24 protein-coding genes and 1 pseudogene are annotated in these 25,290 nt (G+C 63.3%); 17 read left to right on the top strand and 8 right to left on the bottom strand.

The window, feature by feature from the left end; translation table 11 throughout:
* Positions 1-2: 2 nt before the first annotated feature.
* Genes IPP28_14190 through asnS form a run of 5 tightly spaced genes read right to left on the bottom strand, consistent with a single transcriptional unit; the run spans position 3 to position 4,316 of the window.
* Positions 3-1,427 (bottom strand): aldehyde dehydrogenase, encoded by a 1,425-nt coding sequence (locus IPP28_14190; protein MBL0042150.1) that lies wholly within the window; start codon positions 1,425-1,427, stop codon positions 3-5.
* A gap of 37 nt (positions 1,428-1,464) precedes the next feature.
* A complete protein-coding gene (locus IPP28_14185; GenBank protein MBL0042149.1) occupies positions 1,465-2,253 on the bottom strand; it encodes an SDR family oxidoreductase in 789 nt (262 codons plus the stop codon).
* A gap of 10 nt (positions 2,254-2,263) precedes the next feature.
* Positions 2,264-2,566, bottom strand: coding sequence for a hypothetical protein (locus tag IPP28_14180; GenBank protein ID MBL0042148.1), 303 nt, complete (start codon positions 2,564-2,566; stop codon positions 2,264-2,266).
* 19 nt (positions 2,567-2,585) lie between these two features.
* On the bottom strand, positions 2,586-2,912 hold the full coding sequence (locus tag IPP28_14175; protein ID MBL0042147.1) for a hypothetical protein: 327 nt from the start codon (positions 2,910-2,912) through the stop codon (positions 2,586-2,588).
* A gap of 3 nt (positions 2,913-2,915) precedes the next feature.
* The gene (gene asnS, locus IPP28_14170) at positions 2,916-4,316 is read right to left on the bottom strand and encodes an asparagine--tRNA ligase (GenBank protein MBL0042146.1); all 1,401 of its coding nucleotides are present in this window, start codon (positions 4,314-4,316) and stop codon (positions 2,916-2,918) included.
* Between the two features lie 93 nt (positions 4,317-4,409).
* Here asnS and IPP28_14165 point away from each other — a divergent pair, with 93 nt between their 5' ends.
* The 4 genes from IPP28_14165 (at position 4,410) to rplI (ending at position 6,119) form a co-directional block, all read left to right on the top strand.
* A complete protein-coding gene (locus IPP28_14165; GenBank protein MBL0042145.1) occupies positions 4,410-4,736 on the top strand; it encodes an iron-sulfur cluster assembly accessory protein in 327 nt (108 codons plus the stop codon).
* A gap of 288 nt (positions 4,737-5,024) precedes the next feature.
* On the top strand, positions 5,025-5,414 hold the full coding sequence (rpsF, locus tag IPP28_14160; protein ID MBL0042144.1) for a 30S ribosomal protein S6: 390 nt from the start codon (positions 5,025-5,027) through the stop codon (positions 5,412-5,414).
* Positions 5,415-5,431: 17 nt separating this feature from the next.
* Positions 5,432-5,656 carry a 30S ribosomal protein S18 gene (locus IPP28_14155; protein MBL0042143.1) on the top strand — a complete coding sequence of 75 codons (225 nt, stop codon included), beginning with the start codon at positions 5,432-5,434 and terminating at the stop codon, positions 5,654-5,656.
* Between the two features lie 13 nt (positions 5,657-5,669).
* Positions 5,670-6,119, top strand: coding sequence for a 50S ribosomal protein L9 (gene rplI / locus IPP28_14150; protein ID MBL0042142.1), 450 nt, complete (start codon positions 5,670-5,672; stop codon positions 6,117-6,119).
* A 110-nt stretch (positions 6,120-6,229) separates the two neighbouring features.
* On the opposite strand, the gene IPP28_14145 is transcribed toward rplI, so the two are convergent.
* Positions 6,230-6,724 carry a hypothetical protein gene (locus tag IPP28_14145; protein MBL0042141.1) on the bottom strand — a complete coding sequence of 165 codons (495 nt, stop codon included), beginning with the start codon at positions 6,722-6,724 and terminating at the stop codon, positions 6,230-6,232.
* 212 nt (positions 6,725-6,936) lie between these two features.
* Between IPP28_14145 and IPP28_14140 the strand changes: the two genes are divergently transcribed.
* The 11 genes and pseudogenes from IPP28_14140 (at position 6,937) to IPP28_14090 (ending at position 18,650) form a co-directional block, all read left to right on the top strand.
* Positions 6,937-7,638 carry an FKBP-type peptidyl-prolyl cis-trans isomerase gene (locus IPP28_14140; protein ID MBL0042140.1) on the top strand — a complete coding sequence of 234 codons (702 nt, stop codon included), beginning with the start codon at positions 6,937-6,939 and terminating at the stop codon, positions 7,636-7,638.
* A 135-nt stretch (positions 7,639-7,773) separates the two neighbouring features.
* A pseudogene (locus IPP28_14135) lies at positions 7,774-9,118 on the top strand (UDP-glucose/GDP-mannose dehydrogenase family protein).
* Positions 9,119-9,136: 18 nt separating this feature from the next.
* On the top strand, positions 9,137-10,087 hold the full coding sequence (locus tag IPP28_14130; GenBank protein ID MBL0042139.1) for an SDR family oxidoreductase: 951 nt from the start codon (positions 9,137-9,139) through the stop codon (positions 10,085-10,087).
* Between the two features lie 3 nt (positions 10,088-10,090).
* The gene (locus tag IPP28_14125) at positions 10,091-10,897 is read left to right on the top strand and encodes a capsular biosynthesis protein (protein ID MBL0042138.1); all 807 of its coding nucleotides are present in this window, start codon (positions 10,091-10,093) and stop codon (positions 10,895-10,897) included.
* A gap of 27 nt (positions 10,898-10,924) precedes the next feature.
* Positions 10,925-11,149 (top strand): SlyX family protein, encoded by a 225-nt coding sequence (locus IPP28_14120; GenBank protein MBL0042137.1) that lies wholly within the window; start codon positions 10,925-10,927, stop codon positions 11,147-11,149.
* Positions 11,150-11,170: 21 nt separating this feature from the next.
* Positions 11,171-11,761 carry a DUF2058 family protein gene (locus tag IPP28_14115; GenBank protein ID MBL0042136.1) on the top strand — a complete coding sequence of 197 codons (591 nt, stop codon included), beginning with the start codon at positions 11,171-11,173 and terminating at the stop codon, positions 11,759-11,761.
* 75 nt (positions 11,762-11,836) lie between these two features.
* Positions 11,837-12,973, top strand: a complete 1,137-nt coding sequence (locus IPP28_14110) for a hypothetical protein (protein MBL0042135.1) — start codon at positions 11,837-11,839, stop codon at positions 12,971-12,973.
* 137 nt (positions 12,974-13,110) lie between these two features.
* Positions 13,111-14,325, top strand: a complete 1,215-nt coding sequence (locus IPP28_14105; GenBank protein ID MBL0042134.1) for a right-handed parallel beta-helix repeat-containing protein — start codon at positions 13,111-13,113, stop codon at positions 14,323-14,325.
* Entirely contained in the window at positions 14,322-15,065 is a 744-nt protein-coding gene (locus IPP28_14100) for an rRNA pseudouridine synthase (GenBank protein ID MBL0042133.1), read from the top strand. Before IPP28_14105 ends, IPP28_14100 begins: the two co-directional genes overlap by 4 nt.
* Before the next feature lie 37 nt (positions 15,066-15,102).
* Positions 15,103-17,949, top strand: a complete 2,847-nt coding sequence (locus tag IPP28_14095) for a penicillin acylase family protein (protein ID MBL0042132.1) — start codon at positions 15,103-15,105, stop codon at positions 17,947-17,949.
* Positions 17,950-17,960: 11 nt separating this feature from the next.
* A complete protein-coding gene (locus IPP28_14090) occupies positions 17,961-18,650 on the top strand; it encodes a DNA-3-methyladenine glycosylase 2 family protein (protein MBL0042131.1) in 690 nt (229 codons plus the stop codon).
* A gap of 20 nt (positions 18,651-18,670) precedes the next feature.
* On the opposite strand, the gene IPP28_14085 is transcribed toward IPP28_14090, so the two are convergent.
* Entirely contained in the window at positions 18,671-20,629 is a 1,959-nt protein-coding gene (locus IPP28_14085) for a S9 family peptidase (GenBank protein MBL0042130.1), read from the bottom strand.
* Between the two features lie 61 nt (positions 20,630-20,690).
* On the bottom strand, positions 20,691-22,580 hold the full coding sequence (parE, locus tag IPP28_14080; GenBank protein ID MBL0042129.1) for a DNA topoisomerase IV subunit B: 1,890 nt from the start codon (positions 22,578-22,580) through the stop codon (positions 20,691-20,693).
* Between the two features lie 148 nt (positions 22,581-22,728).
* On the opposite strand from parE, the gene IPP28_14075 reads away from it, so the two are divergent.
* Complete coding sequence (locus IPP28_14075; protein MBL0042128.1) at positions 22,729-24,381, top strand: CTP synthase; 1,653 nt, start codon at positions 22,729-22,731, stop codon at positions 24,379-24,381.
* The gene (kdsA, locus tag IPP28_14070) at positions 24,378-25,199 is read left to right on the top strand and encodes a 3-deoxy-8-phosphooctulonate synthase (protein ID MBL0042127.1); all 822 of its coding nucleotides are present in this window, start codon (positions 24,378-24,380) and stop codon (positions 25,197-25,199) included. The genes IPP28_14075 and kdsA overlap by 4 nt, the downstream gene beginning before the upstream one ends.
* Positions 25,200-25,290 lie beyond the last annotated feature (91 nt).

Raw genomic sequence — 25,290 nt, 5'->3', positions numbered from 1 at the left:
GCTCAGACTCCGATGCAGACGTTCTTGGGTTCGGTGAAGAAGCGCATGGCCTCGGCACCGCCTTCGCGGCCCAGGCCCGATTGCTTGACGCCGCCGAAGGGCGTGCGCAAGTCGCGCTGCATCCAGGTGTTGACCCAGATGATACCGGCGTCGAGCCGGGCGGCGACCCGATGTGCGCGCGACAGGCCCTCGGTCCAGACACTGGCACTCAATCCGTATGGCGTGGCGTTCGCGAGCGCGAGCGCTTCGTCTTCGTCGTCGAAAGCTTGCAGTGTCACGATCGGTCCGAAGATCTCTTCCTGATTCGTGCGGCAATGCGGGCCCAGGCCTTCGATGATCGTCGGTGCGACGAACCAGCCGTTCGTGCATCGACCGGGCACCGCGACGCGATGCCCGCCCGCGATGACGCGGCCACCCTCCGCACGCGCCAGATCGAGATAGGCCATCACCTTGTCGAAGTGAGCTCGCGACACCAGCGGCCCGGAGAAGGTGCCATCCGCCAGCGGATCGCCAACCAGATGATGCGTCGCCCGGGCAACGAAGGCGTCGCGGAATTCGTCGTAGTAACGGCGTTCGATCAGCAGGCGCGATCCGCATAGGCAGATCTGCCCGGTGTTCTGGAACGCGGCACGCACGATCTGTTCGAACAACTTGTCTTTCGGGGCATCGGCGAAGATCAGCGCGGCATTCTTGCCGCCCAGTTCCAGCGAACACTTTTTCAACTCGCGCGCACAGCTTTCGGCGATGCGTTTGCCGACGGCCGTGCTGCCGGTGAAGCTGATCGCCTTGATGCCGGGATGGTCGACCATGGCTTGGCCGACGGTCTGTCCGAGTCCATGCACGACGTTGAGCACGCCCTCGGGGAAATCGATGTCGCGCGCGAGTTCGGCCAGCAACTGTGCGGTCAGCGGCGTCACCTCGGACGGCTTCGCGATCACGCAATTGCCGGCGGCGAGCGCCGGCGCCAGTTTCCAGGTGAACAGCAGCAGCGGCATGTTCCAGGGCGAGATCACCCCGACGACGCCATGTGGCTGGCGCAGCGTGTAGTTCAATCCGGCCTGGCCATGATGCGATTCGGAAGCGAACTGGGTGGCGGCATGCGCAAAAAAGCGCAAGTTCGCGGCTGCCCGTGGAATCTCGATCTCGCGCGTCAGCCACAGCGGCTTGCCGGTGTCGCGGCTTTCCGCTTCGGCAAACTCCGGCACCCTCGCTTCAAGCGCATCGGCCAGTTTCTCCAGCCAGCGCGCACGCTCCGAATTCGGCAACGACGACCACCCCGGAAACGCCGCTTGCGCGCGCCGCACCGCGGTCTCGACATCGTGCGTCGTCCCGGCACTGACCTGCGCAATCACCTCGGCCGTCGCCGGATCGACCACGTCCAGCCAATGCTCAACCGCATTCAATTCGGAGTAGGCGATGCGTTTCATGCGCGAAGCCTAGCCGAAGGCCGGTGAAACGCGCGATTCAAAGCGACTGCGTGCGCCCGCCATCGACCGGCATATTGATGCCGTTGATGTAGCCGGCGGCGGGCGAGGCGAGGAAGGCGATCGCGGCGGCGACTTCGTGGGCTTCGGCAAAGCGGGCGGCGGGAACGCTGGCGAGCATGCCGGCTTCGATGTCGGCGCGCGTCTTGCCGGTGGCGGCCACGCGTTCCTCGATGATCTGTTCGAGGCGCTGCGTGCGGGTGAAGCCGGGCAATACGTTGTTGACGGTGATGCCGTGTGCGGCGAGTTCGCCCGCCAGGGTCTTGGCCCAGCTCGCGACCGCGCCGCGGATGGTGTTCGAGACGCCGAGGTTCTTGATCGGCTCTTTCACCGACGTGGAGATCACGTTGATGATGCGTCCGTAGCCGGCCGACCTCATGCCACCGACCGTGGCCTGCACCAACGTGTGATTCGCGAGCAAGTGGCGCTGGAAGGTGTCGAGGAATTGTTCGCTGGTCGCAGCGATGGCGGAACCCGGGTTCGGCCCGGCCGTGTTGTTCACGAGAATCTGCACCGGATGCGCGGACACCATGGCCTCGACCGCGCTGCGCAATCCGTCGGTGTTCGAGACATCGGCGCTCAGCCAGGCATGTTTCTGCGCGCCGTGCGTCTTCGGCAGCGTGCGCGCCAGGGCGTCGAGCGCATCGCGGTTGCGTGCCAGTACCGTCACGTCGGCGCCGAGTCCTGCCAGGGCTTCTGCCGCCGCACGACCAATGCCTTTCGATGCGCCACAGACGAGGGCGTGCTTGCCGGTGAGATCCAGTTTCATCGTGACGTCCTCAGCGCGGCTGCAACTTCATCGTCATCTGTTCGAGCAAGTCGTCCTCGTCGCCCTCGTTGGCACGGGGCGGGGCAACGCTGTCGAGATCGAAGCCCATTTCCTCGGCGTCGTCGTCGTCGATGCCGTCGAATGCGCGGTAGTTGGCGTCGAGCAATGCAGCCCTGGCTTCGCCCTCATTCGGAAAGCGCTCGGTCTCGCCATTGGCGCTGAAGACTTCGGCATTGCCGTCGTCGTTCATGGTCAGGCGGGCCCAGTGCAGCATGTCGCCAAACGTGACGATCCACCATTGTTCATCGGACATCGGATTTCCTTGTGGCGATTCAGAGGATCACGGCGGCGATCAACGTCAGCGGTGCGAGGGCCAGCAGGAACAGCACGCACCAGGCGCAGACATACGCACCGAAGGCGAGCGCATGCGCACGTGGGTCGTTCAGCAGGCGCGATTCGCGGCCTTTCAGGTAGGCGTAGAGACGATGGGCGCGGCCTTCGGCCGGTTCGATCAGACGCAGTGCCACGGCGCGATGGCGCTCAACCAGCTGACCCATGAAGCGCCGCAGCAGCAAGGCGGCGGTCAGCGCGAGCAGGGCCGCGAGCACGACATCGCCCAGTGCGGCGAACAGCAGCAGACGCGAGTAATCGGTCGCCATGATTCAGAACTCGGCCGAACCCGGTACGCGCGGATACGGAATCGCGTCGCGGATATTGGTCAGGCCGGCGACGTAGACGACCAGTCGCTCGAAGCCGAGTCCGAAACCGGCATGCGGGACCGTGCCGTAACGACGCAGGTCGCGATACCACTGGTAGCTGTCGGGATTCAGGCCGAACTTGGCGATGCGCTGGTCGAGCATGTCGAGGCGTTCCTCGCGCTGCGAGCCGCCGATGATTTCGCCGATGCCGGGCGCGAGCACGTCCATCGCGGCGACGGTGCGACCATCGTCGTTCAGGCGCATGTAGAAGGACTTGATCTGCTCCGGGTAGTTCATCACCACCGTCGGGCGTCCGACATGCTTCTCGGTCAGCCAGCGCTCGTGTTCGGTCTGCAGGTCGAGGCCCCATTCGACCGGATAGTCGAACTTCTCGCCGGAGTTCTTCAGCAGCTCGATCGCCTGCGTGTAGTCGATGCGTTCGAATGGCGCCCGGATGAAGTTTTCGAGACGCGAAATCGCGGTCTTCTCGATGCGATCGTTGATGAAGGCCATGTCGTCGCCGCGCTCGGCCAGCACTGCCGCGAAGATGTACTTCAGGAAGTCTTCGGCCAGCGTGGCATCGTCGTTCAGATCGGCGAAGGCGATTTCCGGCTCGATCATCCAGAACTCGGCCAGGTGCCGCGTTGTGTTCGAGTTTTCGGCACGGAAGGTCGGGCCGAAGGTGTAGACCTTGCTCAGCGCGAGGCAATACGCCTCGACATTGAGTTGGCCGGACACCGTCAGGTAGGCCTCCTTGCCGAAGAAGTCCTTGTTCCAGTCGATCGCGCCCTTGTCGGTGCGCGGCAGGTTCGCGAGATCCAGCGTCGAGACGCGGAACATCTGCCCGGCGCCTTCGCAGTCGCTGGCGGTCACGATCGGGGTGTTCACCCAGAAGAAGCCGCGCTCGTGGAAATAGCGGTGGATCGCCTGCGCGATGCTGTGGCGAATGCGGGCGACGGCGCCGAAGGTGTTGGTGCGCGGGCGCAGATGCGCCACTTCACGCAGGAACTCCATCGTGTGCGGCTTGGGCTGGATCGGATAGGTCTCCGGATCGTCGACCATGCCGGTGACTTCGACCGCCTCGGCCTGGATTTCGTAGCTCTGGCCCTTGCCCTGCGATGCGACCAGCGTGCCGGTGGCGATGACGGCGCAGCCGGCGGTCAGGTGCACGATTTCGCTGTCGTAATTCGTCAACGTGTTCGGCGCGACGATCTGGATCGAGTCCTGGCCCGAACCGTCGTTGATGGTCACGAAGGAAATGCCGGCTTTGGAATCGCGACGGGTACGGACCCATCCGCGGACCGTGACTTTGTCACCCACTGCCACGCGACCGGCGAGTACCGCGCGCACGCTTGCTACACTCATGCCTTGAAACTCCGTTGGGCGCGACCAGATCGGTCACGATAGAGCGCGCGATCATATCCGAGCGCGCGCACCCGACGGCATGGAGTGAACGCGATGGCTATCCAACTTTCCGAATCGGCCGCCGAACGTGTCGGCGGCTATCTGCGCGACAAGCCGGAGGCACTCGGTCTGCGTTTTGGCGTCCGCAAGACCGGTTGCTCCGGCTTCGCTTATGTCGTGGACCTCGTCGACGAGGTTGGTGCCGACGATCAGGTGTTCGAATCGCGAGGCATCAAGGTGATCGTCGCCAGCGACAGTCTCGCGATGGTCGATGGCACCGAGATCGACTTCGCCAAGCAGGGGCTCGGCGCCCAGTTCGTGTTCCGGAATCCGAACGTCTCCGCCGAGTGCGGCTGCGGGGAAAGTTTCACCACGGTCTGAGACTCGACCGTCTTGCGGCAAGAAAAATCCCATGAAAACAGTGGGCTGTACGCCGTTCCTCGCTTTCTGCCTGAATCTGCGGCGGAAAATATTTTGCAGCTGTGGATAGAGTACCTAAGTCCCTGATACGGCTTGGGAAAACTGAACTAATCCCCTGATTTTTCACGACTTTTGCATTGCGGCATGGGCATCGTCTCGGCTAAGCTTCGCACCCCTGTCAGCCGCTGGCCGATAGGACCTTGCCTCACCGGTAACACCTCGGGAGGCCGATACGTCCGCAAGGAGTTTTTGATGCGTCACTATGAAATCGTTTTCCTGGTCCATCCCGACCAGAGCGAGCAGGTACCCGCGATGATCGAGCGTTACAAGTCGCTCATTGAAGGAGACAAAGGCACGATCCACCGTCTCGAAGACTGGGGTCGTCGTCAGCTTGCGTATCCGATCCAGGATCTCGGCAAGGCCCACTATGTTCTGATGAACATCGAGTGCAGCCAGCCGGTTCTGAACGAACTGCAGTCCTCGTTCCGCTTCAACGATGCGGTCTTGCGTCATCTCATCACCACCCGCGACGACGCGGTGACCGAACAGTCGCCGATCGCCAAGATGAAAGATGAGAAGCCGAGCCGTCGCGTCAGCGAAGAAGGCTTCAGCGACGCCGAATTCGAAGACGCCGCCTGAGTCACGAGGAATCAATCATGTCCAAATTTTTCCGCCGCAAGAAGTTCTGCCGATTCTCAGCCGAAGGCGTGAAGGAGATCGATTACAAGGATCTCAACACCCTGCGCCAGTACCTGACCGAGACCGGCAAGATCGTTCCCAGCCGCATCACCGGCACCAAGGCCCGCTATCAGCGTCAGCTGACGGCTGCCGTCAAGCGTGCGCGTTTCCTCGCGCTGCTGCCGTACTGCGATAGCCACTGAGGAGCGCATCATCATGGAACTGATTCTCTTGCAGAAAGTTGTGAACCTCGGCGCCCTCGGCGACAAGGTCAATGTGAAGCCCGGTTACGGGCGTAATTATCTGGTCCCGCAGGGCAAGGCCGCTCCGGCCACTGCGACCAACGTGGCGGAGTTCGAGAAGCGCCGTGCGGAATACGAAGCCAAGGCCAACAATCTGTTGTCCGACGCATCGGCCCGCAAGGACAAGCTCGAAGCCGCCGCGGTCACGATTCGCGCCAATGCCAGCACGGAAGGCAAGCTCTACGGCTCGGTCGGTCCGCGAGATATCGCAGAAGCTTTCACGAACGCGGGTTTCCCGCTTTCGAAGGCCGAAGTGATCCTCGGGGAAGGCCCGATCCGTCGCACCGGCGAATTCGACATCCACGTGGCACTGCACGCTGATGTGCATTGCAACGTCAAGCTGTCGGTCGTCGGCGAGAGTTAATGGCCGATTGTTCTGCCGGCTTCTTCGGCCGGTAGTGCTGCTTCAGGGAAACTCAAAGCCCGCTGCTGACCCCAGCGGGCTCTTTTTTTGCGTGCGATCCAAGGACGCGTTCAGACGCGTCGCTTGATCGCGCGAATCGCCCAGCCCAGCAATGGCACGTGCTGGAACAGGCCGTCGGCGGCGTTCCAGAAGTCCTGCTGGAATGCGATGCGGCCCTCGTCGTCAAGACGCAGGAGGCTGATCCCCATCGACTCGGTATCGCGACCTCGGGCGAAACGCTTGAAGCGAATGAGCATGTGCCAGCGCACCAGCACGTCGCCCTCGCGGCTCAGCGACCAGGTATCGACGACCGCACGGCAGTGCTCGACATTGTGCGCGGTCTCGACCATGTAGCGCTCCAGTTCGGCGCGGTCGGTGATGGTTTTCAACGTGTCGTTGAACCAAAGTGCGGGCGCGTAGGCCTGCGGGATGCCGCTGCGCACCGATTGCTCGGTCAGTGGCCCGAAGAAGTCCGAGAAGCGCTGCATCGCTGCGACGATGGTCGCCTCTTTCGGCGGGTGGGGGTGGGTGCGTCGTGCCACCAGCAATGCGTCGTGATAATCCATGTGGTTCTCCTGAGTACCGAGCATGCCCATCGTTCCGTGCAGGCAGCGTAGTTGAATCGCTGGCAACACGCGGCCCGGCCAAGGGAACTCGGCGGCTTGCCGGGGCTCAAAATCCTGCCCGTTTGCGTCCAGGCCAAGTCGCCACGACAATGCGCGGCCTTTTGGCGGCAATTTTCCCGGCGACTGCCGGTTCCAACCTGGAGCACACAAGAATGAAGCAGTTCCTTCGTAGCACTCTCGCAGCCGCGGTCGCGGTCGGTCTGGCCCTGCCGCTGTCGGCGAGTGCGCTCGACAAGCTGACCACCGAAAAAGAAAAAGTCAGCTACATGGTCGGCATGGACCTCGCCAATGGCGTCGGCCAGATCAAGGACGAGATCGACCTCAACATCGTGATCGATGCGATGAAGACCCAGCTCGCCGGCGGCAAGTCGCTGATGACGGCGGAAGAATCGCAGACGGTTCGCCAGGCCTTCATGACCAAGCTGCAGGCCGCTCAGCAGGCCAAGACGGCCGAACAGGCGACGAAGAACAAGGCCGAGGGCGACAAGTTCCTGGCCGCGAACAAGACCAAGCCGGGCGTGAAGACGACGGCCTCGGGCCTGCAGTACTCGGTCGTCAAGGAAGGCACCGGCAAGAAGCCGACCGCCGAATCGACGGTCAAGGTGCACTACACCGGCACCCTGCTCGACGGCACCAAGTTCGACAGCTCGGTCGATCGCGGCGAGCCGGCGCAGTTCCCGCTGAATGGCGTCATCGCCGGTTGGACGGAAGGCCTGCAGCTGATGTCGGTAGGCTCGAAGTACAAGTTCTTCATTCCGTCGAACCTGGCTTATGGCGATCGCGCCAATCCGGGTCCGATCGGCCCGAACTCGACGCTGATCTTCGACGTCGAACTGATCGAAATCGTGAACTGATCAAGGCTCGCGCCGCGATCTCGAAACGCCGGCGCAAGCCGGCGTTTCCATTTTCCGACCCGGCAGCGCGCGCTCGTCGCTGCCATGGGCGCCCGCTAACATCGACACCATCTTTCTACCTGTGGAATCGCAGACATGCATGTCACCATTTTCGGTACCGGTTACGTCGGGCTGGTTACCGGCACCTGCCTCGCCGAAGTCGGCAACAAGATCCATTGCGTCGATATCGACACGCGCAAGGTCGACGGCCTGAACAACGGCCTCATCCCGATCTACGAACCGGGTCTCGAGGAACTGGTGTTGGCGAACCACAAATCCGGTCGCCTGCAATTCACCACCGATGCCGCCGCCGCCATCCGCCGCGCCGAAATCATCTTCATTGCCGTCGGCACGCCGCCCGGTGAAGACGGCAGCGCCGATCTCTCGCACGTGCTAGCAGTCGCGCGCACCATCGGACAGCATCTCGACAAGCCCGCCATCATCGTCAACAAGTCGACGGTGCCGGTCGGCACTGCGGATCGCGTGCGTGCAGCGATTGCCGGCGAGCTCGCGAAGCGCGGTGCAACGATCGCCTTCGATGTCCTGTCGAATCCCGAATTCCTCAAGGAAGGCGATGCCGTGAAGGACTGCATGCGTCCCGATCGCATCGTCATCGGCTCCGACAGCACGCACGCGGTCGAGCGCATGAAAGTGCTGTACGCGCCGTTCAACCGCAACCACGAACGCATCGTGCTGATGGACGTGCGCTCGGCCGAGCTGACCAAATATGCCGCCAACGCGATGCTCGCGACCAAGATCAGCTTCATGAACGAGATCGCGAACATCGCCGAACGCGTCGGTGCCGATATCGAGCATGTCCGTCACGGCATTGGCTCCGACCCGCGCATCGGCTATTCGTTCATCTATCCGGGCGCCGGCTATGGTGGCTCCTGTTTTCCGAAGGATGCAGGCGCTTGATCGCACCGCACGCCAGCATGGCTACACGCCGCGTATCCTCGAAGCGGTCGAGGCCGTGAACGATGCCCAGAAACACCGCGTGTTCGGCCTGATCCAGCAACATTTCGGCGACGTGCGCGGCAAGACCGTCGCGGTCTGGGGCTTGGCCTTCAAGCCGAACACCGATGACATGCGCGAAGCCCCGGCGCGGGTGCTGCTGGCGCAATTGTGGGCTGCGGGTGCGACGGTACGCGCCTACGATCCGGAGGCCGCCAAGGAGGCGGCGCATGTCTTCGGCACGCGCGAGGATCTCGCGATCTGCGACGAACCCTTCACCGCGCTGGAGGGTGCCGATGCGCTGGTCATCATGACCGAGTGGAAGGAGTTCTGGAGCCCGGACTTCGAACGCGTGCGCGCTGCGCTGAAGTCGCCGGTCGTCTTCGATGGGCGCAATATTTACGATCCGAAATCGGTCGAGGCCGCAGGCTTGGCCTACTATGGCATCGGTCGCGGCCGTTCCGTGTCGCATCCCCAGGTGGTCTGAGCGCATGCGCAACTACGAATCGACCAAGCGTGTCCTGTCACCGGCGGTGCCGGATTTCTCGGTTCGCATCTGTGCGATCGCTTGCTCGCCGATGGCCGCGAAGTCGTCTGCGCCGACAATCTGTTCACCGGCGCCAAGCGCAACATCGCGCACCTGCACGGTCATCCGCGCTTCGAGTTCCTGCGCCATGACGTGACCTTTCCGCTGTTCATCGAAGTCGACGAGATCTGGAACCTGGCCTGCCCGGCATCGCCGATCCACTACCAGCACGATCCGGTCCAGACCACGAAGACCAGCGTGCATGGCGCGATCAACATGCTGGGCCTGGCCAAGCGCCTGCGCGTGCCGATCTTCCAGGCCTCAACCAGCGAGGTCTATGGCGATCCGGTGCAGCATCCGCAGCGCGAGGACTACTGGGGTCATGTCAATCCGATCGGACCGCGCTCCTGCTACGACGAAGGCAAGCGTTGCGCCGAAACCCTGTTCTTCGACTACCACCGCCAGCACCAGTTGCAGATCAAGGTCGCGCGCATCTTCAATACCTACGGGCCGCGCATGCATCCGAACGATGGCCGCGTGGTCTCGAACTTCATCGTCCAGGCCTTGAAGCACCAGCCGATCACGCTCTATGGCGAAGGCCAGCAGACCCGCTCGTTCTGCTTCGTCGACGACCTGATCGAAGGCTTCATCCGCTTGATGGCGACCGACGCGACGATCACGGGTCCGATCAATCTCGGCAATCCTGGCGAGTTCACGATCCGCGAATTGGCGGAGAAGGTGATCGCATTGACCGGTTCGCGCTCGACGATCGAGATGCGACCGTTGCCGGCAGACGATCCGAAGCAGCGCCAGCCGGACATCACGCGGGCACGTGTGCAGCTCGGCTGGGAGCCGAAGGTCGACCTCGATGCCGGATTGCGATCGACGATCGCCTATTTCGACCAGTTGCTTGCCGGGGGATCGGTCTAGGGCATGCGCGACCGGCATCGACCAGCGACGGTCTCCGGAATCGCCCTGGCGGTGACGCCGCAGCATCCCTTCGTGGATCTGCATCTGCACGCCTTGCCGGGCGTCGACAACGGCCCGGCGTCGTGGTCGGCGGCGGTCGAGTTGTGTGTGCAGGCAGCCCACAACGGCATCGCGCACGCGGTGCTGACGCCGCATTTTCGCGGCAAGCCCTATGCCGAGCGGATCGCCCGGTTGTCCTCGCGATTGATCCGGTTGCGCGAAGCCCTCGTCGATCGCGGCTTGGCGATGGAGGTCGCGCTGGCCGGCGAATGCCGCTTCGATGCTTTTCTGCATCAGGCGATCCAGAGCGGCGATCTGCCCTGGCTCGGTCGCTGGGACGATGACTATGTCGTGTTGATCGAGTTTTCCGACGCGCGGCTGCCGGCGAAGATCGTGCCTGCCATCGAATGGATGCGTGCGCGTCGCATCCGACCGATGCTGGCGCATCCTGAGCGCATCCGCGAAGTGCAGGCCAAGCCCGAGGTGCTGGCGCCGTTGGTGACAGCGGGGCTGCTGCTGCAGGTCGATGCCGATGCCGTCGCCGGCGGTTGCGGTCCGTATGCGCAGGAGGCGGCACGCGCGCTCTTGCAGCGCGGCTGGGTCGGTGTGCTGGCCAGCAACGCCCATGATCTGGTGCGGCAGCCGCCGCGCATCGAACCCGGGCGCATCGCCGCGGCGGAAATCCTGGGCGAAGCATCCTCCTGGGAACTGGTCGCGCATCGCCCGGCGCGCATCGCCGCGATGCATTTTCCTGCGCTGGCACAAGCCTAGACGACGCGCTCCGCTAGACTTCGCGGCATGAACACGACGCTATCCGAAATCAACGAGCGACTGGCCGAACTGGAAATGCGTTTCGCATTCCAGGACGACGTCGTCACCAGCCTGAATCCGCAGGTCGCGACTCAGGAGCGGCGTATCATCGACATCGCCGAGGAACTGCGCCAGTTGCGGCGCGAAGTGACGCAGCTGCGCGCTGCGCTCGGACATGACATCGGCGACGAACCGCCGCCGCCGCACTACTGAATCGAAACCGACAGTGCTCCGATGACCGACTCGCTCCGCGAACAATTGTTGAAACTCGGCTTCGCATCGCCGAAGCCCGAACCGCCGAAGCCGCGTCCGGCCCATGCCAAGCCCCATGGGCAGGGAAAGCCGCAAGGCAAACCGCACGGCAGGCCGCATGGGCATGCGAAACCGCAGCAGGCACCGAAGGCGGACGCGCGTTCGCAGGAAGAGATCGACCTGGCCCGGGCCTACGCGCTGCGCGCGAAGGCCGAGCGCGCGGAGGCCGAAGCGGCGAAACGCGATGCCGAGAAGAAGGCGCAGGAAAAGCGCGAGCGCAAGATCAAGATGACTGCGTTGCTCGACGGTCGCGCGCAGAACATGGCCGATGCCGAACATCCGCGCCACTTCGAGCACCAGGGCAAGATCAAGCGGGTGTATTGCAGCGAGGCCCAGATCGCGGCGATCAATGCCGGCGATCTCGGCATCGTCATGCAGGACGGTCACTTCCGCATCGTTGCGAGCGATATCGCCAAAGCGGTGGGCGAACTCGAACCGCGTTGCCTGGTGGTGTTGCTGGAGCCGGGTGAGTTCGAGGCCGCGGAAGCCATGGCCGATCCGTCCGCGATGTGAATCGCGAACCGCCGCGCAGATCGCGGTGGCCGCATGCATCAGTGTCGGCATCGGGTTCGGGAGTCGATCATGCGAATGGCAGGCGTAGTGGGTTTGATGATGGTTGCGGCGCTGGTCCGTGCCGAGGCGCCGCCGCGCTTCGCGTTCGGTTCGGTGTTCCAGCAGGACATCAGTGCGGCGCCCGTGCATCCGCAGTCGGCGAGCATGATCGCGACCAACATGGCGATTTGCGCTGGTGATGCAGCCAACAGTTGCGGTATTGGCTGCGGGTTCGGATGCGGGCGCATGCAGATCGATTTCTCGATCGAGGTCATGCAGGCCGCAGCCGGTGTCCCGACCCGGCCGATGGCGCAGCACGCGATCTACGCGGACTACTACCTGCCGGATTGCGAACCGCTTGGAACCTTGATGCCTTTGCCGCCCGGTGGCCGCATCGAAGGCAGCACGAACTATGAGTGCGACAACGAAAACAACGACTGTCACCTGATCGTCGTCCAGGGCAACACGCTGTTCGAGGCCTACTCCGCGAATGTCGGCGCCGATGTCGCCGCGGCGACTCAGGTCGATGCCCTGTGTCTGGCCAAATGGCAACTCGATGCGGTGTATCCGACCGAGTTGCGCGGCGACCATTGCACCAGCGCCGATGCCGCCGGTTTCCCGATCGCGCCGTTGCTGTTCAACGCCGACGAGATCCGCACGGCCCTGGCCCGACTGAATGTCGCCGACCAGCACCTTGGCCACGCCATCCGCTTCATCCTGCCCAACGACCGCATGGCGTCACTGCCGGACGGGCCGGACAGCGGCAGCTTGCGCGATCGGGTCTACGTGCGCCCGGCAACCCACGCGGGCGGTCCGGATGGCCCGACCGGCGCGATTCCCTACGGCTCGCGCCTGCGTCTGCGCGCCGACTTCGACATGACCGGCTATTCGCCGGCTGCCCGCGTCGTGCTGCGCACCATGCAGAAGTACGGCATTGTGCTGGCCGACGGCGGGAACATCGCGCTGACGGCCCAGGCCGACACCGACACGACGGCGAAATGGGCGGATGCCGACCTGCAGATCGACTCGCGCGAGTTCGATCTGACGGCGGGTGCGATCGACGTGAACCTCAATCATTTCGAGGTGCTGGATACCGGCGCGCAGATTCTCGAAACCTACGACTGCGTGCGTACGACTATGGTGTCGACGCTGTTTGCCGACGGCTTCGAATGAGTGCACCGGCGACACCGGTGAAGCGTGAAGGGTGCAAATCCCTGACGCCTGGGAAGCGGCCATCCGCACGAAATTTTCCGACATCGCTGGATGCCGGTTCGCACGCTGTTAGCATCGGGTCGCTCCCCGGAGGCTCAATGGCAAACCCGCTGGCTCCGATCCATCTGGTGTGTGGGTTCGCGTTGGCGGCCTGCGCGTGGATAGCCCCGGCGCTTGCCATCGACCGAATTGTCAACAACACCCAAGTCGCTGGAGATGGCGTTTGTGACACCCATTGCAGTCTGCGCGATGCCATCGATGCCGCTGTACCGGGACAAGATGTCGTGCGCTTCGACCCGTCCGTGTTCAGTACGCCGCAAATCATAGGCAGCGGCAGCGGCGTATTCTCCATCCCGTTCGACAAATCCTTGACGGTGATCGGGCCTGGTCGTGACCTGCTGACCCTGCACAACGGAACCATTCGAGACGTGAACCCGAGTTCTGCGCATGCCTATGACATTCGCGGTCTCACGTTTTATTCCAGCAATGGCTTTTGGGTGCGCAGCGGTGCGAGCGCACGTTTTGAGGACGTGCGATTCTCCGCCCCCGATCCTTTCAGCGATGCCGCGATTTGGGTACAGAGCGGCAATCTAACGGTCTCGATGTGCGAGTTCGTCAATATCTCGTCGTTCATGAATGGCGGCGGCATCAGCCAAGACATTGGAACACTCAACGTCAACAATTCCAGCTTCAAGAACAGTTTCGCAGGCGACGCGGGCGGCATTTACACGCGCGCGCAAAACCCATCGATTATCGGCAACACCTTTGAGGGCAACAGTTCCTTCAATCACGGCGGGGCGATTCATGTGGCAAATGCCATCAAGGCCGAGATCGGAAACAACACGTTTTACGGCAATGCTTCTGGCGGCTTGGGCGCAGCCATTTTTGCCGAAGGCAGTACCAGCACGTTGGCCGCATACAACAACACCATCATCAACAACATCGGCAGCGCTGCCGCCATCTATTCTGAGTCGCCAACTGTGCTGGCGCTGATCGCCAACAACATCATTGCCCTGAATATCGATGGCGCCAATGCGCCCTTGCCGGCATTCGGAGGCTCTGGATTGAATGTGGATCACGACAACATCACCAGCGCAACGAATCTCAATCTAGGCCCGCTGACCGACAACGGTGGGCTCACGCGTACCATGGCTTTGCTCGATGGCAGCAGTGCCATCGGCGTAGGCGATCCCACCATTTGCAATCGCGCGCCCATCAATCGCATCGACCAACGCGGATTCACGCGCCACATCTGCGACGCGGGCGCGTATGCGAGCACACCCGAAGACGTTTTCGCCGACAGCTTCGAATGAGTGCGCCTACCGCTCGTTACGGCCTCGCCCGTGTGTTGTCGAAGCGAGGCCTGTGTTCGCGGACCGAAGCGGGGCGGTTGATTGCGGCTGGTCGCGTGCGCGTGGACGGGCGCATCGTGCGCGACCCGGAATCGCCGACCGTGTTGGCCGCCGCGATCGTCGTCGATGACGTGCGCGCTGTACCGGCGACGCCGGTGCACCTGATGTTGAACAAGCCGCGCGGCCTGGTGACGACGCGATCGGACGAGCAGGGACGGGCGACCGTCTACGACTGCTTCGTCGGTGCCGAACTGCCGTGGATCGCACCGGTCGGACGCCTGGATCGGGCCAGCGAGGGCCTGTTGTTGTTCAGCAATGACCCGGCCTTTGCGGCGGCGATCACCGAGCCCGAACACGGCATCGAGAAGACCTATCACGTGCAGGTGGAAGGGCAGGTGGACCACGATGTCCTGGCGCGGCTTGAGGCCGGCGTCGCAGTCGAAGGCGAACTCTGGCGTGCGGCGCGTGCCACGGTGCTGCGCCGCGGAGCGAAGAACTGCTGGCTCGAGATCGTGCTCGACGAAGGGCGCAATCGGCAGATCCGGCGCATGCTCGACGCGCTCGGTTTCCCGGTGCTGCGCCTGATCCGGGTCGCAATTGCCGGTCTCCGCTTGGGCGATCTCGCCAAAGCGCAATGGCGTGTGCTGGCGGATGCCGATATTGCTGCACTGCAGTTGCCGGGATTCCTGCGCAGCGCATAATCCCCAAGCCCCATGCCGGGGCGGGAGGGAATCCATCATGTTCAAGTCCTCGACGCGCCGCCCGGCGCTTCGTCTGCTGTGTGTCGCGCTGGCGTCGGCCTTCATCGCGCCTCTGGCGTCCGCAGAAACCATCAATGCCTCGGGCCTGCGTGCGCCGGGATCGATCGGATACGACGCCGAAGGCGTGCCCTTGATCCAGGCCGCGAACGACTACGACGCCGCCTTCCTGATGGGCTACGTGCATGCCCGTGACCGCCTCTGGCAGATGGATTACCTGCGCCGCGCCGCCAGCGGCACCCTGACCGAACTGGTGGGTGCGCCGGCGCTCGCGAACGACATCCAGTTGCGCACGCTGGGCCTGCGTCGTGCCGCACAGGCCAGCTGGTCGGTCACGCCCGACATCGCCCGCGGCGAACTGCGTTCCTACGCAGAGGGCGTGAACTTGTGGGTGCGTACGCATGCCTTGCCCTCCGAGTACAGCGCGCTCGAACTCACCAAGTTCGAACCCTGGTCGCCGGTCGATTCGCTGATCGTCGGCAAGTTGCTCGCGTTCCAGCTCAGCTTCGATCTCGATATCGACTACACCGTGCGGCTGGGCGCCTACATGAGCGCCGGTGCGGCCGCCGGATTCAATGGTCAGGCCCTGTTCTTCGAAGACACCCATCGCGTGCAGCCGTTCGATACGCGCGCTTCGATCGCGGCCGCCGACTTCCACCCCAGCGCGCTGGCCGACGACGGCAAGTCGATGGCCTCCGCCATTCCGTCCTACGCGCCGGAGTTTCTGGCGCAGACCGAAGCCCTGCGCGACTCGTTGCTGGCGAACGAATGGATCGCGCCCAAGCTCGCGCCGCGCGAAAACCGCGGCGGCTCGAACTGGTGGATCATGCATGGCTCGAAGACGGCTTCGGGCAAGGCCATCCTGTCGAACGACCCGCATCTCGGCCTCGACTTGCCCGCGATCATGCACGAGGCGCACATCGTCTCGACCGATCCTGCCTATGCCGAATCGATGAATGTGTCCGGTCTCGCGCCGCCCGGCGTCCCCTCGATCCTGCTCGGCTGCAAGCCGCAATTCTGCTGGGGTCTGACGACCAATCCGATGGACGTGTCGGACACCTACCAGGAGAAATTCCTGCTCAATACCTACGGCCTGCCGACGCACACGCTGTACAAGGGCGTGGCCGAGCCGGTGAACTGGACCTTCCAGAGTTACTACGTCAACAAGCTCGACGGCGTGATGGACAACGCCGCGCGCGACAATTCGATCGGCTACACCAATGGCGGCTTGACGATCACGATTCCGCGCCGCAATCACGGTCCGGTGCTGTCGATCACCAATGACACCGGCATCTCGGTGGCCTACACCGGCTGGGGTCCGACGCGCGAACTGGAAGCGATCCGCCGCATCAATCGCGCCAACAACCTCGATGAATTCCGGACCGCGCTGACGTACTTCGATGTCGGCTCGCAGAACTTCGGTTACGCCGGCACCGACGGCACGATCGCCTACTTCACCAGCGCCGAGGCGCCGGTGCGCGAAGATCTGCAGTCGAACACCGTGGATGGCGTGCCGCCGTTCCTGATCCGCGACGGATCGGGCGCCCGGAAGAACGGATGGCTGCCGGTCTCGCACCCGCAGGTGAACCAGGCCGTGCCTTACGAGATCCTGCCGCCAAGCGAAATGCCGTACGTGATCAACCCGGCTTCCGGCTACATCGCGAACGCCAACAACGACCCGATCGGCAGCACCTTCGACAACAATGCGTTCAACCAGCTGCGACCGGGGGGCGGCCTGCACTACCTGAGCTTCGGTTATTCCAGCCTGCGCGTGGGTCGCATCGACCGCGCCCTGCAGTCGGCCATTGCCGCAGGTCCGGTCACGCCCGTGCAGATGAAGACACTGCAGGCGAACACGCAGTTGCTCGATGCCGAACTCGTGCTGCCGCATGTCAGCGTCGCCTTCGACAACGCCGCGGCGTCGAGTTGGCCGGAACTGAAGGCGCTGGCGCAGGATGCGCGGATCGTCGAGGCCGTGGGTCGTCTGCGCGCCTGGGACTATTCCTCGCCGACCGGGCTGAAGGCCGGCTTCGATGCGGGCGACAATCCCGCAGCGATGGCCGATCCGAGCGATGTCGAGGTCGCGAATTCGGTGGCCGCGACGATCTGGGCGCTGTGGCGCGGCCAGGCCGTGCGCAACACCATCGATGCGACGATGTCGCGGGTCGGGCTGGGCAATTATCTCCCCGGTAGCAACGAGTCCTACATCGCGCTCAAGCGACTGCTGGAACGTTATGACACTCAGCAGGGCAAAGGTATTTCCGGCCTGAATTTCTTCCAGGTGACCGGTGCGCCGAACGCCAATGCGGCACGCGACTACGTGCTGCTGAAGTCGCTGTCGGATGCCTTGAACCTTGCTGCGAGCGAAAGTTTCGCACCGGCGTTCGCGCGCTCGACGAACCAGAACGACTATCGCTGGGGCAAGCTGCATCGCATCGTGTTCAAGCATGCCCTCGGCGGGCCGTTCAACATTCCGGGACCGGGCCTGTATGGCTTGACCAATCTCGGCACCGGGCTGGATGGTGTCGCGCGTCAGGGCGGCTACGAGGCGGTCGATGCATCCAGTCACAGTTCGCGCGCAAACACGCTGAACGGATTCATGTTCGGATCGGGACCGGCACGGCGCTTCGTCGGCGAGATGAGCACGCCGATCGTGGCCGACCAGATCTATCCCGGCGGCCAGAACGCGGCGCTGGGCTCGCCCGGCTATATCTCGCAATTGCCGCGCTGGCTGGTGAATGCGTACAAGCCCTTGCCGATCGATCAGGCCGCGCACCAGGCGGCGGTGGTGAGCACGATCAACTTCGTCCCCGCGGGCAATCCGTGAGTCCGGAGTCAATGAAATCGCCGCGCGCAGATCATGCGCGCGGTTTCGACCTGGTCGCGGCGCGTCGCCTGCTGGCGCGCCGCGATCCTGCCCTCGGGCGCTGGATGAAGCGCGTCGGTGAACTCGAGACGCGCTGGCAACAGCGTTTCGACCCGGTCGATTCGCTGGCGCGTTCGATCCTCTATCAACAACTGTCGGGCAAGGCCGCCGCGACGATCCATGGTCGTGTGCTGGACCGGTTCGGCCAGCGCAGGAAGCTCACGCCCTCCGGACTGCTGTCGGCACCGGACACGGGCCTGCGCGAATGTGGTGTGTCGTTCAACAAGATTGCCGCATTGAAGGATCTCGCCGCGAAAGCGGAGCAAGGCGTGGTGCCGACGCTCGCGCAGATGCGTCGGCTGCATCACGACGAGATCGTCGAACGCCTGACCGAGGTACGCGGCATCGGCCGCTGGACGGTCGAGATGATGCTGATCTTCTGGCTCGGCCGGCCCGACATCCTGCCGGTCGACGACCTCGGCATCCGCAAAGGCGCGCAAATCGTGCTCGGCCACGACGAGATGCTGAAGCCGAAGGAATTGTTTGCGCACGGTGAGGTGTGGGCGCCGTACCGCACGGCGGCCAGTCTCTATCTATGGCGCATCGCCGACTTCGACAAGGAACAGTCCGGCGCCACCAAGGTGAAGCGCTCGCAGGATTGAGCCTGCGAGCGCCGCGACGCTTACTTCGACTTCGCGCCGATGTGCTCGTCGAGGAAGGCTTCCATCTTCTCGTACAGCTCGATGCGGTTCTCTTCCTTGTAGAAGCCGTGGCCTTCGGCATCCTTGACCAGCGACGTCACCGGCGTGCCCGCTTCTTTCAGGCCATCAAGCATCATCTTGTAGTGCGCATAGGGGCAACGATGATCATCCTTGCCGTGGACCAGCATCACGGGAATCTTGACCTTGTCCGCGTGCCGAGCCGGAGAGTTCATGCGCATGGCCGCGATGTCGGTGCCGAGTTCGGCCTCGATCTGGTTGCGACCGCGACGGGTATCGTTGATGTCGCCCTTCTTGTAGTCCATCTCCATGTCATAGAAACCGGCGTATCCGATGGCGCAACGGTAGGTGTCGGGATGTCGGATCGGATTCATCAATGCGGCATAGCCGCCGAAGCTGACGCCGTAGATGCAAACGCGATTGGCGTCGACGACGTTCTGGGCCACGGCCCATTTCAGTCCATCGGCGATGTCATCCATGATGACGGTGCCCCACTTGCGATGGGTCGACTTCTCGAAGTCCTCGCCCCGGCCACCTGAGCCCTGGAAATTGATCTGAAGCACGGCGTAGCCACGATTGGCCAGAAACTGCACATCGTTGTCGTAGCCCCAATAGTCGGACGCGCCGTGCGGCCCGCCATGCGGCATCACTACGGTCGGAAAAGGCGTCTTGCCCTCCAGCGGCAGGGTCAGCATGCCGGTGAGCGTCGTGCCCTCTCGGTTCTGGAACTGGACCGGACGCATCGGCGCGAGCTTCGCGGAATCCAGTCCTTCAGTGCTGTCGAGAACCTTCGCGATCGAGTTCTTCTCGCGACCGACGATGTAGTACTGGCCGGGGTTTCGGTCACCCTGGACATTCACGAGGACCTTCATGTCGTCACGGCTGAACTCTTCGAGTGTGACCAGGTTTCCCGGAAACTGCTTCATCAGTCCTGCGTGGAGCTTGGCCCAGGCGGAGTTCGGATCGAGGTACTGGATGCTGATCTTGGGCAGGTAGTTGATGATCGCGAACGGCTCGGGATTGAAGCCCGCAAATATCAGGCCGCCGGTGTTGTGGTCAGGCAGCGACAACACTTTCTCGCGAGTGCCTTTCGCGAAGTTCACCTTGTACAGGGAAGTCGGTTCGCCGGCGTCGGCAATTTCGGCCCACGCGGTATTGTTGTCGCTCTCGAACGCCCAAATGCCCATCCAGCGGCCACTGAGTGACTTCGGCACCGGCTGCCAGTCGGCGTCTGCAGTTGGGCGATAGCGGAGAATCGGGTTGTAGTACAGGTCCGCCGAAATTGCGAAACGCGGCACGCTGTCGTGGTCCACGCTGACGTTCGCCGATTCCTGTGGAATCTTCTCGATCAGCTTGCGGTCGACGGTGTTTGGATCCAGGCGATAGATGTAGGTGTTCTTCTCGTTCGGATCCCAGGACTGGAATTGCACGATCAGCGTGCTGCGATCTTCGCCGCGGCGCGCGATCACCGATGCCCAGCCCTGATCCTTCTTGCGGCCTTGGCGGGTGCCTACGTCCGGCTGGTAGCCGAACATGATCTTCTGCTCTTTCATCTCGCGATTGATCGAGTAAAGCTCGCCGAGGTCCCAGGGCTGTTCGAGGTAGTCGGCCTTCTTGTTCTTGCCGAACACGAGGCGATTGTCGTTGGCCCAGAAGGGATCGGCGACGTGTTCCTTGGGCAGGCTGCGCAGCCGGCTGGGTTCTTCCTTGCCGCTCAGGTCGATGATCATGAGGTCGGTGTGGTTGTCGACCGGCGTCGTGATCGCGAGATGGGTGCCATCGGGCGACAAGGTCACATCGGCGTACTGCGCGTGCTGGGCAAACAATTTGGCCGGCAGACGCTCGGCGAACGCCGTCTGGGACATGGACATGGACAGGGCAAGCGCAGTCGCCGTGACGACGCGCTGGAGGTTCAGCTTCATCGGAATTTCCCGTTAGGAGAGGACAGACCGCCCCCGCAGTCCATGTGACCGATTGTAGCGGTCACACCTCGATCGAAGCCAGATCGCCCTTGGTTTCGAGCCATTCCTTGCGGTCGTTGGCGCGCTTCTTCGAGAGCAGCATGTCCATGATCTTCCTGGTGCCGTCGTCTTCCTCGACCATCAACTGCACGAGGCGGCGGGTATCCGGGTGGATGGTCGATTCGCGCAGCTGCGGCGGGTTCATTTCGCCGAGGCCCTTGAAGCGCGTGACGGAAACCGTGCCCTTGATCTTCTCGCGCTCGATCTTGTCGAGCATTGAACGTTTCTCGTCCTCGTCGAGCGCGTAGAACACCTGCTTGCCGATGTCGATGCGGAACAGCGGCGGCATCGCGACGAAGACGTGGCCGGCGCGCACGAGGCTCGGAAAGTGGCGCAGGAACAGCGCGCTCAACAAGGTCGCGATGTGCAGCCCGTCGGAGTCGGCGTCGGCAAGGATGATGACCTTGCCGTAGCGCAATCCGTCGATCTTGTCGTGGCCCGGGTCGCAACCGATGGCGACCGCGAGATCATGCACTTCCTGCGAGCCGAGCACCGCGCTCGATTCGACTTCCCAGGTATTCAGGATCTTGCCGCGCAGCGGCAGGATGGCCTGGAAGTCCTTGTCACGGGCCTGCTTGGCCGAACCGCCGGCGGAATCGCCTTCGACCAGGAACAGTTCGGTGCGCGACAGGTCTTGCGAGATGCAGTCGGCGAGCTTGCCGGGCAGGGCCGGGCCCTGCGTGATCTTCTTGCGCACGACGATCTTGTCGGCCTTCAGGCGTGCCTGCGCGCGTTCGATCGCGAGCATGGCGATGCGTTCGCCGAGGTCGACATGCTGGTTCAGCCACAGCGAAAACGCGTCATGCGTCGCGCCTTCAACGAAGGCCGCGGCATTGCGAGAGGACAGACGTTCCTTGGTCTGGCCGGAGAACTGCGGATCGGCGGTCTTGTAGCTGAGCACGAAGCTCAAGCGATCCCAGATGTCCTCGGGCGCGATCTTGACGCCGCGCGGCAGCAGGTTGCGGAAATCGCAGAACTCGCGCAGCGACTCGGTCAGCCCGGAACGCAGGCCGTTCGCATGGGTGCCGTGCTGGGCGGTCGGGATCAGGTTGACGTAGCTTTCCTGGGTGAGTTCGCCCTCGGGCGTCCAGCACACCGCGAATTCGACGGCGTCGATGTCCTTCTTCAGCACCGCCGTGAAGATCTCCGGCGGCAGCAGTTCCTGGTCCTTGAGCATCGAGCGCAGGTAGTCGCGCAGGCCATCCTCGTAAAGCCACTCGACGCGTTCGCCGCTGGCCTCGTCGAACAGTTTCACGGTCAGGCCCGGGCACAATACGGCCTTGGCGCGCAGCACGTGCTTGAGCCGCGACAGCGAAATCTTCGGCGAGTCGAAATACTTCGGGTCCGGCCAGAAGCGCACGCGCGTACCGGTCTGCTTCTTCGGCACCGAACCGATGACGGCGAGGTCGGTGGCGCGATCGCCATTGCGGAAGTCCATCTGGTAGACATTGCCGTCGCGACGGATGACCACTTCGACGAGGTTCGACAGCGCGTTCACTACCGATACGCCGACCCCGTGCAGGCCGCCGGAGAACTGGTAGTTCTTGTTCGAGAACTTGCCGCCCGCGTGCAGCCGCGTGAGGATCAGTTCGACGCCCGGGATGCCCTCTTCGGGATGGATGTCGACGGGCATGCCGCGGCCGTTGTCGATGACCTCGACCGAGCCGTCGTTGAAGACCGCTACTTCGATGGTGTCGGCGTGCCCGGCCAAGGCTTCGTCGACCGAGTTGTCGACCACTTCCTGGACCAGATGATTGGGCCGCGCGGTATCCGTGTACATGCCAGGGCGGCGCTTGACCGGCTCCAGGCCCGACAGGACTTCGATATCGGCGGCGTTGTAACGACTCATCATGGGCTCGGAACGGCGTGCGGGGCGGGCATGGTGGGTGCGGACCCGTTTCCGGTCAAGGCGGACGCCTGCCCGGCTTCCGCCACGGCGGTTCCGGGGCGGCGATCAGGGTCATCCGGTAGAATGCCGCTTTCCGCTGACCCGGTGTTTCATGACTCCCCTGATTTTCGTTACCGGCGGTGTGGTGTCCTCGTTGGGCAAGGGCATCGCATCGGCGTCGCTGGGCGCCATCCTGGAGGCCCGCGGCCTCCGCGTCACCATGATGAAGCTCGATCCCTACATCAATGTCGACCCGGGCACGATGAGCCCGTATCAGCATGGTGAGGTCTACGTGCTCGATGACGGTGCCGAGACCGACCTCGATCTCGGCCACTACGAACGCTTCGTCAACACCCGTCTGACCCGGCGCAATGCCATCACCACCGGCAAGATCTACGAGACCGTGATCCGCAAGGAACGGCGCGGCGATTATCTCGGTGCGACCGTGCAGGTCATTCCGCACATCACCGACGAGATCAAGCGTGCGGTAGAGGAAGCGACTGCGGGCTACGACGTCGCCCTGGTCGAAATTGGCGGCACGGTCGGCGACATCGAATCGCTGCCGTTCCTCGAAGCGATCCGCCAGTTGCGGATCGAACGCGGCATCGACAAGACCCTGTTCATGCATCTCACCCTGGTGCCATACATCAAGGCCGCCGGCGAGATCAAAACCAAACCGACCCAGCATTCGGTCAAGGAACTGCGCAACATCGGCATCCAGGCCGACGTGTTGCTGTGCCGTTGCGAACAGGCCTTGCCGGACGCCGAGCGCCGCAAGATCGCCTTGTTCACGAATGTGCCGGAGAAAGCCGTGTTTTCGGCGATCGACCTGCCTTCGATCTACCAGATCCCGGAATGGTTTCTGCAGCAAGGACTGGACCAGTTGGTCGTCGACCAGTTGAAGCTGCCGGCCAAGCCCTTGTCGGGGTTGCCGGCCTGGCACGAGATCTGTGAGCGTGAAGCGCATCCGAAGGGCAAGGTCACGATCGCCATCGTCGGCAAGTACGTCGAACACAAGGACGCGTACAAGTCGCTCGGCGAAGCCTTGAAGCATGGCGGTTTGCAGCAGTCGGTCGAAGTTGACCTGCGCTGGATCGAGTGCGAACGCGTCGAATCGGAAGGCACCGACCTGCTGGCCGGAGTCGATGCGATCCTGGTGCCCGGCGGCTTCGGCAAGCGCGGGTTCGAGGGCAAGATCGCATCGGCCAGGCATGCCCGCACCCACAAGATCCCGTACTTCGGCATCTGCTACGGACTGCACGCGGCGGTCGTCGATTTCGCCCGCCATGTCGCCGGCCTCAAGGATGCCAACAGCACCGAAAACGATCGCTCGACCCAGAACCCGGTGATCGGCCTGATCACCGAGTGGCGCACCAGTGCCGGTGACGTTGAGCAGCGCAGTGAGTCCTCCGATCTCGGTGGCACGATGCGCCTCGGCGCCCAGGACTGTCGCGTGCAGCTGGGTACCCTGGCCTATCAGCTGTATGGCAAGGAGGTCGTCAGCGAGCGTCATCGCCATCGTTACGAATTCAACAACCGCTACCTCGACCGTTTCGCCGAACTCGGCATGGTGTTTTCCGGCAAGTCGATGGATGACAGCCTGGTCGAGATGATCGAGTACCGCGACCATCCCTGGTTCCTGGCTTGCCAGGCGCATCCGGAATTCCTGTCGACGCCGCTCAAGGGACATCCACTGTTCATCGGCTTTGTCACTGCGGCGCTGGCCCACCAGCGCAATCGGCAGCCACGCGAGATCGCGGCATGAAACTGCTCGACTTCGAGATCGGCCTCGATCGCCCGTTCTTCCTGATCGCCGGACCCTGCGTGGTCGAGAGCGAGCAGTTGCAGATCGATACCGCCGGTACGCTCAAGGAAATCACCTCGGCGCTTGGCATTCCCTTCATCTTCAAGTCGAGTTTCGACAAGGCCAATCGCTCCTCGGACAAGAGTTTTCGCGGACCGGGCATGGCCGAAGGGCTGCGCATCCTGTCGGAAGTGAAGCGCCAGCTCGGCGTGCCGCTGCTGACCGACGTGCACGAATACACGCCGTTCGATGAAGTGGCTGCCGTCGTCGATGTACTGCAGACGCCGGCCTTCCTGTGCCGCCAGACCGATTTCATCCAGGCCGTGGCGCGCACGATGAAGCCGGTCAACATCAAGAAGGGCCAGTTCCTCGCGCCCTGGGACATGAAGCATGTCGTCGAGAAGGCGCGTGCGGTCGGCAACGAGCAGATCATGGTCTGCGAACGTGGCGCCAGCTTCGGCTACAACAATCTCGTGTCCGACATGCGCTCGCTCGTGGTGATGCGCGAAACCCGCTGCCCGGTGGTGTTCGATGCCACGCATTCGGTGCAGTTGCCGGGCGGGCAGGGTGCCTCCAGTGGTGGCCAGCGCGAATTCGTGCCGGCCTTGTCGCGTGCGGCTGTCGCGGTCGGCATCTCCGGCCTGTTCATGGAAACCCACCCGGATCCGGACAAGGCCTTGTCCGATGGCCCGAACGCGTGGCCGCTGCACAAGATGCGTGGCTTGCTCGAGACCCTGATGGCGATCGACCGCAGCGTGAAAGCGACGGATATCGATTAGCAGGATGTCCCGTTCTTCTTGAGTCCTTGGACAGGCTCAGGACTGCCCGGTCGAAGGGCGACTCGGATCGATGGAAAAAGAAACGGCCCGG

The sequence above is a fragment of the Lysobacterales bacterium genome, from assembly GCA_016721845.1.
GTDB lineage: Bacteria > Pseudomonadota > Gammaproteobacteria > Xanthomonadales > Ahniellaceae > JADKHK01.
This window is presented reverse-complemented; position numbering and strand designations above follow the sequence as displayed.